Consider the following 13,813-nt stretch of genomic DNA (forward strand, 5'->3'; position numbering starts at 1 on the left):
TGTTTGAGGAGACAAGACCCGTGGATGTACCCGCCCAAGCCGATACGATCAGCCCCAGCCTGAAAGAACGCCTGGCCGACTTCAACAAACTGTGGTTCGCCACCACGCTGGGGGTATTTGGCATGCAGGTCACCAACCTGGCGATCCCGCTGGTGGCGGTGACCCTGCTGGGCGCCAACGCCTGGCAGATGGGTCTGCTGCGCACTTTCAGCACCCTGCCCTTTCCGCTCTTCAGCTTGTTCGCCGGGGTGTGGCTGGACCATGCGCTGCGCAAGCCGGTGATGGTCACGGTGGACCTGCTGCGGGCAGCGCTGCTGTTCTCCGTGCCGCTGGCGGCCTGGCTGGGCTGGCTGAGCCTGGAGCAGCTGTACCTGGTGGTGTTCGGCGTGGGCACGCTCTCCGTAGTTTACGACGTGGCTCATTTTGCTTTCGTGCCTGCGCTGGTGACGCGCAGCCGGCTGATCGAGTCGAACAGCCGGCTGCACGCCAGCCACTCGCTGGCCGAGCTGGGCGGCCCCGGCCTGGGCGGCCTGCTGGTGCAGTGGATCGGCGCGCCCTTCGCCGTGCTGCTGGACGGCATGGCCAACCTGGGGTCGGCGCTGACCATCGCACGCATCCGCACGCCGGAGGCGATCAAACCGCAGCAGCCCGCCGAGCGGGAGAACGTGTGGCAGGGCATCCTGGCCGGGCTGCACGCCCTGCTGGATACGCCGGCGCTGCGGGCCATTATCGTCTCCTCGATGATCCTGGTGCTGTTCAACTCGGCAGGCATGTCGGTCTATTTGCTGTACCTGGTGCAAGACCTGGCGTTCTCGCCCGCCACGATCGGCCTGATCTTCGCCAGCAGCGGCGGCGCGGCGGTGGCCGGCGCAGCCTTGGCCAAACCGGTGGCCCAACGCATCGGCGTGGGCCCGGCGATCATTCTGGGCTGGCTGATGCAGAGCCTGGCGCGCCTGATGATCCCCTTTGCGGGCGGCTGGGCGCTGCTGCCCGGGTTGGTCGGCGTTCATCTTGTGATGGGCGTGTTCGGCACGATCGCCAATATCCACCAGTGGACCTTCCGCCAGAATACGGTCACCGACGATTTTCTGGCGCGGGTGACCGCCGGGCATCGCTTTGCCGTGTTCGGCACGGCGGCGCTGGGTTCGCTGCTGGGCGGGCTGTTAGGCACCTGGCTGGGCGACCTGCGCACCACCCTGATCATTTGCGGCGTGGGCGGCCTGCTAGGCCCCTTGTATGCCTACCTTTCGCCGCTGAGCAAAGTGCGCCAGCAGCCGGGAGAACCCAACCCGCCGACTTCGCCGGCGGAACGGGCCAAGCCGTAACCCCTCTAGTCAAAAAGATATATTAATCCTTTCGGGGGCGGGGGGTAAGTTTGATTAATGGCTTGACAAGCTGCCCCTTTGCGCTGGCCAGGATACAGGCAAAAGGCTGGTTGGGGTGATTCTTGGACGAAATTTCAAGCGGGCGGCAATCAGCGACTAGTCAAACCAGCGCCGGTACAGGTCGCTTTGCAACAGGTTGTGCGGGTCGGTCTTGGTTTTGAGCTTTTTGAACTCAGCCACGGCGCGGCGACCCAAGAAACGCTTGGCACTGCCCGCCCGCAAGGTGCTGTCTTTGACGAAATACAACCGCCCGCCCGCACCAAGCACAACTTCATCCAGTTCAACGGCCAGGGCCGACAACCGCGCCCGATTGGCCGGGGTGACCTTGAAGTCCAGGGCCAGCGAGTAGCCATCCAGGGCGTGGGTCAGCAGGAACGGGTCGGGCCGGTGGCGCTTGAGCACGCCCAGGTAAGAGGGCAGCCCGGCCTTTTGGCACAGGCGCAGAATTTCGGCAAAGGCGTCCGCGGCGCGCGCTTTGGGGATAAAGCTCTGGTATTGGATCAGCCCATCGCGGCCGTAACTGCGTTCCCAGCCGGGGATGTAGTCCAACAGAAAGTTGAACTCGATCAGCGATTGGCGGTAGGTCTTGTGGTGGCTGATGGTGCGGCTGGCCAGGTACTTGGCGGTGTTGACCGCCCAAACGCTGAGATTGTTCATGAAGGGGGCCATCAATTTGGGCAGCCAGCCGCGCGGCACCAGGCCGAACATGCGCGCCGGCAGGACCTGCGCGTCCACGCGCAGGCTGGCTTCGGCCTGAGGGTCTTCGGCGGCGTGCAGGTAGCGCGCCGTGTGGATTTGGCCGCGACCCAGCACCCGGCCGCCGGCAGTGCAGTCCACCCAACCCACCACGTAGTCGCGGTCTTTGTGCGTGTCGATCGCGGCCAGCATGGCGTCCAGATTGGGCTCGGCCCAAGCGTTGACTTCCAGCCGGCCGGATTCGATGGGCTTGAGCTGCAGGGTGATGCTGGTGAAGACGCCCAGCATGCCCAGGCCGCCGATCATGGCGCGGAACAAGCCGCCATTCTTGCGCGGCGTGCAGGTCACGCGCCGGCCGTTGGGCAACAGGGCGCTGAACTCCAGCACATGCTCGCCGATGGGGCCGGCGACCCAATTGTTCTTGCCGTGAATATTGGCCGAGAGACAGCCGCCGATGGTGGGAAACATGGTGCCGGGCACCACCGGCGGCCACCAACCATCGGCCAGCACGTAGTTCCACAGATCTTCAATGGTCACGCCGGGTTCGACGGTGATGCGGCCGCGGGCCGGGTCCCAGGCCAGGACGCGGTTGAGACGGCGCAGGTCGAGCACAATCTGGCCGCTGTTCAGGGCGGCGTCGCCGTAGCTGCGGCCGGAGCCGCGCAAGGCGATGCTGAGGCCTTGTTGGCGGGCGAGCTTGAACAGGGCCGGCAGTTCACCGGCCTGCTCCGGCTGGTAGAGCCAGGCACTGCTGCGCAGCGAATGGCCAAAATTTTCCAGGCCCGACAGGGACTGCAGCGACAGGCTGGGGTCGGGACTCAAAAGGACAGTCTCCGAAAGATGAAGGAGGGCACCAGGCGAATGACCAACATAATGTAGCGCCAGAACCAGGGCACATAGACCAACTGCTGGCGGGCGCGCAGCGCTTTCCAAATGCCATCGGCGGCTTTTTCCGGCGAGATGACGCCGAAGGTGCGCGGCGAGCCTTTGAGCTGGTCAGTATCCACAAAACCGGGCTTGACGGTGAGCACATGCACGCCGCGGCGGGTGAGCCGGTTGCGCAAGCCTTCCAGGTAAGCGTCCAGGCCCGCCTTCGAGGCGTTGTAGGCCGGGTTGAGCACCCGGCCGCGGTCACCGGCCACAGAGGAGATGCCCACCAGCTGGCCGCGGCCGGCGCCCTGGAAGAGCGCCGCCGCACAGCCCAGCCAGGCCAGGGCGCCGGCCAGGTTGGTTTGCAGCATCTGCTGGTCTTTGTGACTGTCGAACTCGTCGATCTTTACCGGAAGGGTAACCCCGGCGCAATAAACGAACAGGTCTATGCCGCCCAGGTCCTTGACCAGGCGCTGGAACAAGACCGGGACGGCCTTGAGGTCAGTGACGTCGTGCGCATAGGCCGCGGCGCGGGCTTCGCCGTGGGCGCGGTTAATGTCCTCACACAGCGCGTTGAGGCGGGCCTTGTTGCGGGCCAGCACGGCCACACGGTAGCCTTCGGCGGCCAGCCGCGCCGCCAGGGCGGCGCCAATGCCGGAAGAGGCGCCGACGATGACGGCGCGCTGGCGGCGCAGCAGCGGCGGCTCAGCCGGGAAGCGAGAGGGGGTAGTTTTGGTCTGGGGCATGGTCGCCTCGTATTATACGTGGCCCATGCGCCCCCTCGGCAGCCGCTATATAATTCTGGCATGCTGGAAGCGGACAAACAGGTGCTGGCCTGGCTACTGGAGGGCGACCCGGCGGTGCGCTGGCAAACCCAGCGCGACCTGCTGGATAAGAGCCCGGCTGTCTACGAAGCCGAACGCGCCAAAGTGGCCGAGGAAGGTTGGGGCGCCCGGCTGCTCAGCCTGCAAGACCCGCAGGGCACCTGGGCGGGCGGTCTTTACACGCCCAAGTGGACCTCGACCCACTACACTTTATTGACCCTGGCCTTTTTGGGGCTGCCGGCGGCGAATGCGCAGGCGCAGAAAGCCTGCCAGATCCTGCTGGAGGACGGTTTCTTGCCGGACCACGGCATTCGCTATAACCTCAAAAAGCCCGACAAACACGGTCACGCCGAGACCTGCATCACCGGCATGGCGCTGGGGTTGTTCTCTGCCTTCGAATTGGATGATGCCCGCGTGGACCAGATCGCCAGCCATTTGCTGGCCCAGCAAATGGCGGATGGAGGCTGGAATTGCCGCTCGTATCGGGGCGATACGCACAGCTCATTCCACACCACTCTGCTGGTGCTGGAGGGATTGCGCCGCTATTGGCAGGCCAAACCAGCCGCTCCGCAAACGATTACGGCGGCCATGGCCGCCGGCCGGCAATTTCTGCTGGAACACAGCTTGTTCCGTTCGCATCGCAGCGGGACAATCGTGAAGGCGGCTTTCCTGCGCACGCCGGCGCAGCCCAGCTGGCAGTACGATATTCTGCGCGCCCTGGATCACTTCCAGGCCACTGGCGCCGCCCGGGACGAACGCCTGGCAGAAGCGATCGGGCTGCTGCAGAAAAGCCAAAGTGGTGACGGCCGTTGGGATGAACAAACCCCGGCCAGCGGCAAGCTGTGGTTCCGCATGGAGACCCCGGGCAAGCCGGGGCGTTGGAACACCTTGCGCGCGCTGCGGGTATTGAAGTGGTGGCAGGCCAGCCGCTAAGCGCGGGTAAGCCTGAGGCGCTGTACAAAGCGGTTTTGGGCGCCGAAGTGGTATTTGTATTCCTCGTCGCCGCGCATGAAGTCGAAGACGCTGCGACCCTGCGCAATGCACCATTCGATCATGTAGGCCAGCAGCACCCAGCCGGGGGACAGACGTGCGTGCTGGCTGCTGAAGCCGGAGTTGTAGGCCCAAATGCGCCCCAGATAGTCAAAGTTCATGAAGCCCGCCACACGTTCCGCGCCGACCGTGAGGAAAGCCAGCTGCAGCCAGCCACCAGCCGCGGCGGCCTGGGCGATGGCGCGCATCTGCACCTGCATATCAGGGGTGAGGAAAGCAGCCTTGTCGGCTTCCTGGGCCATCAGGGCAAAGAAGTCGTCCAGGGCGGCGGCCAGCTGTGGGTGCCGGCTGTCGACGATCTCCAGGTCGACCGCCACCGGGTACTTGGCGGCGTTGCGCAGTTTGCGGCGCAGTTCGTGGGCCTGTTTGCTATCCAGCATCTCGCCGTAGGCGTCAAAACTGTCCGGCAGGGTAATGTACGGGCTGGGCTGCAGCGTCTCCAGCTCGGCGGCCCAACCGGCGGCTGCGGCGGCCGACTGTAGGGCGACGGGGGTGGCCGACTCGTCCAGCAGATTGTGCAGCTCCAAGGCCGCCCAATCGCTGCCGGCCAGGTGAGCCAAGAGCGCCTGCACGAAGGCCGGCAGGTCGGCGGGCCGGACGATGAGATCAAGGAAATCGGCGATCTCGTGAGCGCCGATGAAACGCAGCGTGTCGCCGACAGCGAACAAGGGGGCGATGCCGCGCAGCTGACCCGCCTCGTCGCGGCCGGTGAGGATGTGCAACTGCGCAGCTTGCCACTCGCCGCCGCCCAGGTGCTGCCACCAGGCGCGCTGGAAGTCATAGGTCAGAAAGGGGGAATTTTGATGTGTGCTTTCAAGCAAAGACTGCCAGTCTGCTTGCAGGGCAGCCCAATCCTCCACCGTGTGGATGGTTTCGATGCGCAATACAGCTCCGATCAAGTTGAGTTGGGAATGAACACAGGGCGGCAGGAAAAGCCAACCAAATTTTACCTGTATAATTTTTCAAGACGAAGCAGGCCTCGTCTCGCATGTCAGCCAAATTGGATCTAACCGTAGTTTCGCTGTATAGAGTGGACGGGCAAGATGAAGCTTACTTGCCCGGTTTGTTTTGCGCGCCCGCCCCGCGGCGGGCGGCCCGCGGCCGGGGCGAAGACCGCCTGGTGCTGCAATTGTTCGCCCCGCCCGAATTGGGGTTAAGCGCTGAGGCGCAGGCCAGCCTGCTGCAAGATATGGCCAACGGCTACTTCCGCACGGCGGGCGCGGTGACCTCGGCCCTGCGCGAGCAGGTGGAACGACTGAACACTTACTTGTTCCAGCGCAACCAGGGGTCGCCGCCGGCCGGCGCGGCGCAGCTGAGCCTGATGCTGCTACGCGAGGAGCGCCTGACGCTGGCGCAGTGCGGCCCGCTGCACGGCTTCCAGTTGAGCAAGTCGATCCACCATTATTACGATGCGCAGGGCGCCGGCCGCGGGTTGGGCCTGGGCCAGAATGCGCAGATGCGCTTTTACCAATTCGAGCTGCACCCGGGCGAACGCCTGCTGAGCCTGGCGCAGCTGCCGGCCAGCTGGAACGAAAGCACGCTGGCGGACAGCGAGCAGGCTGAGCTGGGCGCATTAAGCCAGCGCCTGCTGGACCAAGCCGGCGAGCAGCTGACGGCAGTGCTGCTGGAAGTGCAACCCGGCACGGGCAGTCTGCAGCAAGTGAGCGCAAGCCAGCTGCGGCCGCAACCCAAGCCAACCGCTGCAGCCGCGGCTGACGTGCCGGCCCCGGCGACGCTGAGCGATACGGCGCCGGTCCGGGCGCAGCCGCTGGCCGGCGCCTGGGTAGAGCCGCCTCTGGCGGCTGCCACGACGTATTCCGACCCCCCTGAGCCAGAAATGGCGACGCCAACGCCAATTTCTGAACGGCTGCGGGATCTTTCCGGGCGCTTTGTGCCGCCGCTACGCCAGTTCCTGGAGCGCATTCTGCCGGAAGAGCCGATCTTCAACCTGCCGCCGCGGGTGATGGGGTTGATCGCCCTGCTGGTGCCGATGGCGGTGGTGATCCTGGTGGCGGTGGTGTATTTGCAGTTTGGCCGCCAGCAGCTGTATGTCAACTATTTGGAACGCGCCCAGGCCGCGGCGGCCATCGCCACAGCCAGCGGCGACGCGGGCGAAGTGCGCCTGGCCTGGGAAGGCGTGATGTACTACGCCGAGCGCGCCGCCCATTATGAAGAAGACCAAGCGGTGGCCTTTGAGCTGCTGAGCCGGGCCAATGCCGCCCTGGATGAGATGGACGTCATCCGGCGCTTGGAATTCAACCCGATCCTCAGCCAGCCGCTGGCCAACGATGCGCAGATCACGCGCATGGTGGCCACCAACAACGAGATCTATCTGCTGGACAGCAGCAGCGGCAACATCCTGCGGCTGTTCCTGGCCGGAGACGGCAACCTGGGCCGCTACCAGCAGGACGCCAACTTCCGCTGCGGCCCCGGCCAGTACGGCAGCTTCATCGTCTCGGCGCTGGTGGACCTGGCGCTGCTGCCGCGCGGCAACGCGGCCAATGCCGAGCTGATCGCCATGGACGCCAACGGCAACGTGCTGTATTGCGCCCAGGGCCAGGCGCCCTCGGCGCAAACCCTGACACCGCCCAACAACCACTGGGGGCGGCCGCGTTCACTGCGCATCGCCAACGGCGACCTGTACATCCTGGACCCGCAAACCAACGCGGTGTGGCTGTATGAAGGCGAGGACCACGCCTTTGGCGAAGCGCCGCGCTTCTTCTTCGGCGCCGAGGTGCCCAGCCTGCGCGACGTGCAAGACATGGCGGTGAACGGCAGCGACATCTACCTGCTGAGCAGCGATGGGCGCATGGTGCGCTGCACGCTGGGCACCAGCGTCAACAACCCGACCAGCTGCGAGAACCCGGCCACCTACACCGACACACGGCCGGGTTTCGGCAACGGGCCGCAGATCGAGGGCGCCAACTTTGAGCAGGTGCGGATCAGCGAACCGCCCCAGCCGGCGATGTATATGCTGGACCCAGTGGCGCGCGCCGTGTATCGCTTGAGCCTGACGCTAAGCTTGGATACGCAGTTCCGCAGCCTGAACGACCTGCCCGCCGGGCTGGCCACGGCCTTTGCGGTGACCCCCAACCGCGCCATTCTCTTGGCGATCAGCAACGACGTCTACATCGGCTTTTTGCCCTCTGAGTAACGCCATGCCAGACTATCTGCGCGTTGCGGTTAACCTGCCCCAGGTCTCAGGCGTATTTGACTATCACAGCCCGCCTGAACTGAGCGGGCGGCTGCGACCCGGGCACCTGGTGCTGGCCCCGTTTGGGCCGCGCCAGGTGCAGGGCGTGGTGCTGGAGCAGGTGGCCCAGCCCGAGGTGGCCGAAACCAAGGCGATCGCCCTGCTGCTGGACGAAGACCCCGTGCTGACCGCCCTGCAGTTGCAGCTGGCGCAGCACCTGGCCGAAAGTTGCCTGGCGCCGCTGGCGGCCTGCATCGGCCTGATGCTGCCGCCCGGCCTGGGCGGCAACCCCGAAGTGGAATTCAGTCTCAGTGAAGAAGGCCGCCAGTTCAGCGGCAGCCTGCCGGCCGGGCAGCAAACCCTGCTGGACCTGCTGCGCCGGCGTGGCGCACTGCGCGACGGGCAGATCAACCATGCGCTGCCGCGACGCAATTGGCGGGCGGCGGCCGCGGCGCTGGCGGCCAAGGGCCTGCTCACCCGGCGCGGCCTGCCGCCCAAGCCGGGCATCAAGGTCAAAACCCTGCCCACCGCCGAGTTCGCCGCGGCCCCGGAGGATGAAAAAGCTCTGGGGCGGGACGAGGCCACCCGCGGGCGGCGAGGGCGGGCGCTGGCGGTGCTGCAGAGCGAACCGGGGCCAATGGACAGCGAATGGCTGCTGGCCGAGAGCGGGGCGACGGCAGCCGACCTGACCTATTTGAACAAGCGCGGCTGGCTGCGCCTGGGCAGCCGCGAGAGCCTGCGCGACCCGCTGGCCGACGCCGTGCCGGAAGCCGGGCTGGAGCCCAAACTGACCCCGAAGCAGGCGGCGGTTTGGGAGGCGATCCACAAGGCGATCGCCGCCAGCGCCAGCAAGCACGCCACGCCTTTCCTGCTGTACGGCGTGACCGGCTCGGGCAAGACCGAAATTTATTTGCAAGCTGTCTCACGCGTGCTGGCGCAAGGCCGCAGCGCGATTGTGCTGGTGCCGGAGATCTCGCTGACCCCGCAGACCGCCGGGCGCTTTTTGGCGCGCTTCCCCGGCCAGGTGGGCCTGGTGCACTCGCAGCTTTCCGAGGGCGAGCGCTACGACACCTGGCGGCTGGCGCGCGAGGGCAAACTGCGCGTGATCGTCGGAGCGCGCTCGGCGCTGTTCGCCCCGCTGGCGGACATCGGTCTGATCGTGGTGGACGAAGAGCACGACGAGAGCTACTACGAAGCCGGGCAGCTGCCGCACTACCATGCCCGCCAGGCGGCGGTGGCCTATGCCCAGCTGGCGGGGGCGGTGTGCCTGTTGGGCTCGGCCACGCCGGACCTGGACAGTTACACACGCACGCAGCGCGGCGGCTGGCAACTGCTCGAATTGCCTGAGCGGGTGCGCGCCCACCGCGGCGCGGCCCGCAGCCCGCAGCCGGAAGAGGGCGCCCTGGCGCTGCCGCCGGTGGAGATCGTGGACATGCGCAGCGAGCTGCGCGGCGGCAACCGCTCGATCTTCAGCCGGCGCCTGCAAGCCGCGCTGGAGGAGACGCTGGCCGCCGGACAGCAGGCGATCCTGTTCCTCAACCGGCGGGGCAGCGCCACCTACGTCTTCTGCCGGGACTGCGGCTATGTGCTGCGCTGCCCCAACTGCGACATCCCGCTGACCCAGCATTTCGAAAGCACCCCAAGCAAGCGGACAGGCGAAGAGAAACGCGAAGCGTTAAATCAACCGAGCTTCGCTCGGTTGATATGTCACCATTGCAATTACAGCCGGCAGTCGCCGCAGGCCTGCCCCAACTGCGCCAGCAGCCAAATTCGGTATTACGGCACCGGCACCGAGAGCGTGGAAGCCGAGGTGGGCAAGCTGCTGCCCGGGGCGCGCGTGCTGCGTTGGGACCGCAGCACGGCGGCGCGCAAAGGCGCCCATGAGCAGATCCTGCAGACCTTCAGCCGGGGCGGCGCGGACGTGCTGGTGGGCACGCAAATGCTGGCCAAAGGGTTGGACCTGCCGCGAGTGACGCTGGTGGGCATGGTGCTAGCGGACGTGGGCTTGAACCTGCCGGACTACCGGGCCGCCGAGCGCAGCTTCCAGCTACTGACCCAGGTGGCCGGGCGGGCCGGGCGCAGCCCGCTGGGCGGCCGGGTGGTGCTGCAAACCTTCCAGCCGGAGCATTACGCCATTCAAGCCGCCGCCCAGCACGATTACGCCGCCTTTTACGCACAGGAAAGCGAGCGGCGGCGCGAGCTGCGCTATCCGCCTTTTGCGCAGCTGCTGCGCCTGGAATACCGGCATGCCGAGGCGCAAAAAGCCGAAGACGAGGCGATGGCCTTGGGGGCAGTGATCGAGGGCTGGCTGGAAAAGGAACAGCGCAGTAGCACGCAGATGACCGGACCGGCGCCGTGCTTCTTCGCCCGGCGCAACCGGGAGTACCGCTGGCATATCCTGCTGCGCGGGCCAGACCCAGCCTCACTGCTGCGCCAGCGGCTGCCCGCCGGCTGGCGGGTGGAGGTCAACCCGCCGAACGTGCTTTAGGGCTGCAGGGTCTCGCGGATCAGCTGCAGGGCCGCCGCCGGGCTGGCCGCCTGGGTGAGGCCTTCGAGCAATCCGGGGTTCTGAATGGCGCCGATCAGCTGGCCGATCATCTCGACCTGCTTCTCCTGTTCCTTGATCGCCAAGAGAAAGACCAGCCGGGTCTGCACCAGGGTGGACCCGTCCGTGCCCATCTGGCCGAAAGCCACCGGCTGGGCCAGCACAGCCAAGCCAATGGCGGAGCGCAGCACCTGCGGCGGGTCGGCATGGGGAATGGCCACCGCCAGCGGTTCGGTGGGCAGGCCGGTGGGGAAAGTCTGTTCGCGGGCGATCACATCGTCCGCATAGGCGGGGGTCACGGCGCCGTTGGCCGCCAGACGATCCACCAAGCTGCGGATGACGCCTTCAGCATCGGCCGCCTGCAGGTCAAGCACGATCTGGTCTGCTTGAAGCAGATCGGTGAGGGTGTACTGCATGCTTACCCGCGGCTTAGGTCAAGGTCCGGGCTGAACTGGCGCACACAGGCTTCCAGCAGATCAACGCTCTGGTTAATGTCGGTCTCGTGGCAGGTGGAGATGGAAGCATGTGAATAGCGATGCGGGATCGAGAGGGCGGCGATGATGTAACCGCGTTCGCCCAGGTAGAGCTGGAAGGCCGGGTCGGTGATCACACCCACGATGACTTCGCGCTGCAGGGGGATCTTGTTCTCGGCCGCTTGCTTCTCGATGAAGCGCCGCAGCTTGGGGGAAGACATCATGCCGGCCAGAGTGCCGCGGCCGTGGAAGTCCATCATCTTGATCGCCGGGCCCTGGCCCATCTTGACGGCTTGCAAATTGTTGTCGGTGTCCGGCGTGTCGGCGGCAATGGTGATGTCCAGTGAAATGATGGCGTCCGGCTTGCTGAAATTCACCGTGGGCAGCGAGCCGCGGATGCTGAATTCTTCCAAGACAGTCAGGGCGAAGACGACGGTCACGTCAGGCCGCTTTTTTGCCAGCTGCTCCAGCACCATCAGCAGGATGTAGACGCTGACGCGGTTGTCCAGCGCCTTAGAGCAGATCTGTTTGTCGCCAAAGCGATGGAAGTTGGGGTGGTAGGTGATCGGGTCGCCGACCTGCACGCCGGCCTGCTCCACCGCGGCGCGGCTGCGCAGGCCCAGGTCGATGTACATGCTGTGGATCCGAGGCACCACGAATTTCTCGTCGGGCTGCACGATGTGATGCGACTTGGAGCCCACGTAGCCCGGCAGCAGGTCACCCGCGTCGGTCAGCACGTCCACGCGCTGGCCCAGCAGGCTCTTCTCGGGCACACCGCCAATGCGCTCGATCAGCAGGTAACCGTCCTCGGTGATGTTGCGGACGATCAGCCCGAGTTCGTCCATGTGGGCCTGCAGCATCAGGCGCGTGTCTGGGTGCTTGGCGCCGCGTAAAATGCCGACCACATTGCCCAGGTTGTCCACATGCACCTCGTCCACCAAGGGCGTGAGGTGGTCTCGCAAAAAGGCGGTCATGGCGTCTTCCCGGCCGCTGACGGCGTGGATGGCGCAAAGCTGCTCCAACAAGTTCCAATTCTCTTTAGCCATCGTTCTCCAACTTTAGCGCATTTGTGCCTGTGGGGCGGGGAGCATTTGCGCGCCCCACCCCACAGGCTTAGAGGCTAAGGCTTAGCGCCGAACAGCCGGCCGATCGAAGTGAGCAGCCAGGCGATCCAGTTGCCGCCGGAGAGGCCGGTGATGCTGGTCGCGCCGCCGGTGTCGAAGCCGATGTTGGCGGCCGTCTGCGTCAGCAGCGGGGCCAGGTCACCGGCTACATACAGGATCATGGTCATGATCACCGCACCGTACAGGATGGAGCGGAACAGGTTGCCCTTGGTCAGCGGGGGCACCATGGCCACGAAGAAGGCGGTGGCCGCCAGGTCTGCGGCGGGCAGCACACGGTTGCCCGGCAGGATGGCCGCCAGCAGCAGCGTAACCGGAATGAGCACAATGGCGGCGGCGATCGTGATCGGGTGACCGATCAGGATGGCCGAGTCCAGACCAATGTGAAATTCGCGGCCGGCAAAGCGCTTCTTCATGAAGTTGCGGGCCGCCTCCGAAATGGGGGTCAGGCCTTCCATGAACAGGGAGATGATGCGCGGCACCAGCAACATGACCGCAGCCATCTGCACCGCCAGGGTCAGCACGCTGCTCCAGGCGGCGTAGTCGCCCACGCCGTAAGCCAGCACGCCCAGCAGCAAACCGAGCAGACCGCCGAGGATGATCGGCTGGCCGACAACACCCAGACGCTTCTGGATCGTGTCGGCATCCCAGTTGATGTCGCGCAGGCCGGGGATCTTATCCACCAGCCAGTTGAGACCCAGGATGATGGGCACACTGGTGATGGCCCAACCCTGCGGGATGGAGATGCCCGGCAGGTTAAAGAACTTCTGCACGCGTTCGGCGGTGAGGTCTGCGATCAAGAGCGAGACGACCGCATGGATGGCCGCAGCCACCAAGCCGAAGAGCAGATTGCCGCCAGTCACCAGGAAGACCAGGGAGCCGGTGTAGGCATAGTGCCAGAAGTTCCACATATCCACGTTGAGCGTCTTGGTCCAGCGCATGGCCAGCATCAGGATGTTGACGCCGAAAGCCAGCGGAATAACCAGAGCGCCCACCGCAGTGCCAAAAGCGATCGCCGCCGCCACACCCCAACCCACATCGACAACGTCGAGCTGCAGGCCGGTGTTGGCAATCAGCCGCTGGCTGGCGGGGTCCAGAGCGCCGATCAGCAGGCCGATGACCAGGCCCAGGCCGACAAACGCAACGCCCACCGTCAAAGCGGAGATCAGCGCCTTGCCGGGCTTCAGACCCAGGACGAGGCCCAAAATGAAGATCACAATGGGCAACATGACCGGGGCGCCGAAACCGGTAAGGAAATCACTGATCGCTTGAATAGTTTCCACTACTACCTCCTCAAAGGTATTGCTGAATGATAGTTGTTAGGGAGTATCCAAATAGATGCGTTCGAGCTGGTCTATCACCTCCTCCTCCCCAATGCCTGTCAAGAAAGGTAAGCCACTAAGTGTGGGGATTTGTACATCGTCGTAAGGCACCTGGGCGGTGGCCACCACCGCATCGGCGCCGGAAAGCTTGTGCGGCACTTCGGGCACCCGGCACTGCACCGTCTCCACCGGGACACCGCGGGCGGCCAACATCTCCTGGATCTTGATGGCGACATGGGTCGAAGTGGCGATCCCGGTGCCGCAAGCCACCACGATCCTGAGCGCACGGCCGTCGGCTTTGCTCATGGCCCGCTCCGTTGTGGTTGCATCATGT

At 65.4% G+C, this 13,813-nt stretch carries 11 protein-coding genes; 4 read left to right on the forward strand and 7 right to left on the reverse strand.

What is annotated here, in order from left to right:
- The first annotated feature begins 20 nt into the window (after window positions 1-20).
- The gene (locus KF885_02920) at window positions 21-1,325 is read left to right on the forward strand and encodes an MFS transporter (GenBank protein ID MBX3048102.1); all 1,305 of its coding nucleotides are present in this window, start codon (window positions 21-23) and stop codon (window positions 1,323-1,325) included.
- Between the two features lie 156 nt (window positions 1,326-1,481).
- On the opposite strand, the gene KF885_02925 is transcribed toward KF885_02920, so the two are convergent.
- Together KF885_02925 and KF885_02930 are read right to left on the reverse strand one after the other, a co-directional pair.
- Window positions 1,482-2,903 carry an FAD-binding oxidoreductase gene (locus KF885_02925; GenBank protein ID MBX3048103.1) on the reverse strand — a complete coding sequence of 474 codons (1,422 nt, stop codon included), beginning with the start codon at window positions 2,901-2,903 and terminating at the stop codon, window positions 1,482-1,484.
- A complete protein-coding gene (locus tag KF885_02930) occupies window positions 2,900-3,697 on the reverse strand; it encodes an SDR family NAD(P)-dependent oxidoreductase (protein MBX3048104.1) in 798 nt (265 codons plus the stop codon). The genes KF885_02925 and KF885_02930 overlap by 4 nt, the downstream gene beginning before the upstream one ends.
- A gap of 60 nt (window positions 3,698-3,757) precedes the next feature.
- Between KF885_02930 and KF885_02935 the strand changes: the two genes are divergently transcribed.
- Window positions 3,758-4,708 carry a hypothetical protein gene (locus tag KF885_02935; GenBank protein MBX3048105.1) on the forward strand — a complete coding sequence of 317 codons (951 nt, stop codon included), beginning with the start codon at window positions 3,758-3,760 and terminating at the stop codon, window positions 4,706-4,708.
- On the opposite strand, the gene KF885_02940 is transcribed toward KF885_02935, so the two are convergent.
- The gene (locus tag KF885_02940) at window positions 4,705-5,709 is read right to left on the reverse strand and encodes a GNAT family N-acetyltransferase (GenBank protein ID MBX3048106.1); all 1,005 of its coding nucleotides are present in this window, start codon (window positions 5,707-5,709) and stop codon (window positions 4,705-4,707) included. The genes KF885_02935 and KF885_02940 overlap by 4 nt on opposite strands.
- Window positions 5,710-5,813: 104 nt before the next feature.
- Between KF885_02940 and KF885_02945 the strand changes: the two genes are divergently transcribed.
- Window positions 5,814-7,979: a hypothetical protein gene (locus KF885_02945; protein MBX3048107.1), complete on the forward strand. Its 2,166-nt coding sequence runs from the start codon at window positions 5,814-5,816 to the stop codon at window positions 7,977-7,979.
- Window positions 7,980-7,983: 4 nt separating this feature from the next.
- Window positions 7,984-10,506: a primosomal protein N' gene (gene priA, locus KF885_02950; GenBank protein ID MBX3048108.1), complete on the forward strand. Its 2,523-nt coding sequence runs from the start codon at window positions 7,984-7,986 to the stop codon at window positions 10,504-10,506.
- On the opposite strand, the gene KF885_02955 is transcribed toward priA, so the two are convergent.
- From KF885_02955 to KF885_02970, 4 genes are all read right to left on the reverse strand, one after another.
- Window positions 10,503-10,979, reverse strand: a complete 477-nt coding sequence (locus KF885_02955; protein MBX3048109.1) for a PTS sugar transporter subunit IIA — start codon at window positions 10,977-10,979, stop codon at window positions 10,503-10,505. The two genes, priA and KF885_02955, sit on opposite strands and share 4 nt — an antisense overlap.
- 2 nt (window positions 10,980-10,981) lie before the next feature.
- Window positions 10,982-12,082, reverse strand: coding sequence for a M28 family peptidase (locus tag KF885_02960; GenBank protein MBX3048110.1), 1,101 nt, complete (start codon window positions 12,080-12,082; stop codon window positions 10,982-10,984).
- 74 nt (window positions 12,083-12,156) lie between these two features.
- A complete protein-coding gene (locus KF885_02965) occupies window positions 12,157-13,440 on the reverse strand; it encodes a PTS galactitol transporter subunit IIC (protein MBX3048111.1) in 1,284 nt (427 codons plus the stop codon).
- Window positions 13,441-13,476: 36 nt separating this feature from the next.
- Window positions 13,477-13,785: a PTS sugar transporter subunit IIB gene (locus KF885_02970; protein ID MBX3048112.1), complete on the reverse strand. Its 309-nt coding sequence runs from the start codon at window positions 13,783-13,785 to the stop codon at window positions 13,477-13,479.
- Between the last annotated feature and the right edge of the window lie 28 nt (window positions 13,786-13,813).

This window comes from Anaerolineales bacterium (assembly GCA_019637805.1).
Lineage (GTDB): Bacteria > Chloroflexota > Anaerolineae > Anaerolineales > UBA11579 > JAMCZK01.

Excerpts from the sequence above, each read along its gene's own strand:
- KF885_02930 (MBX3048104.1), bottom strand. The coding sequence starts at position 3,697 with ATGCCCCAGACCAAAACTACCCCCTCTCGCTTCCCGGCTGAGCCGCCG.
- KF885_02935 (MBX3048105.1), top strand. The coding sequence starts at position 3,758 with ATGCTGGAAGCGGACAAACAGGTGCTGGCCTGGCTACTGGAGGGCGAC.
- KF885_02945 (MBX3048107.1), top strand. The coding sequence starts at position 5,814 with ATGTCAGCCAAATTGGATCTAACCGTAGTTTCGCTGTATAGAGTGGAC.
- priA (MBX3048108.1), top strand. The coding sequence starts at position 7,984 with ATGCCAGACTATCTGCGCGTTGCGGTTAACCTGCCCCAGGTCTCAGGC.
- KF885_02955 (MBX3048109.1), bottom strand. The coding sequence starts at position 10,979 with ATGCAGTACACCCTCACCGATCTGCTTCAAGCAGACCAGATCGTGCTT.
- KF885_02960 (MBX3048110.1), bottom strand. The coding sequence starts at position 12,082 with ATGGCTAAAGAGAATTGGAACTTGTTGGAGCAGCTTTGCGCCATCCAC.
- KF885_02970 (MBX3048112.1), bottom strand. The coding sequence starts at position 13,785 with ATGAGCAAAGCCGACGGCCGTGCGCTCAGGATCGTGGTGGCTTGCGGC.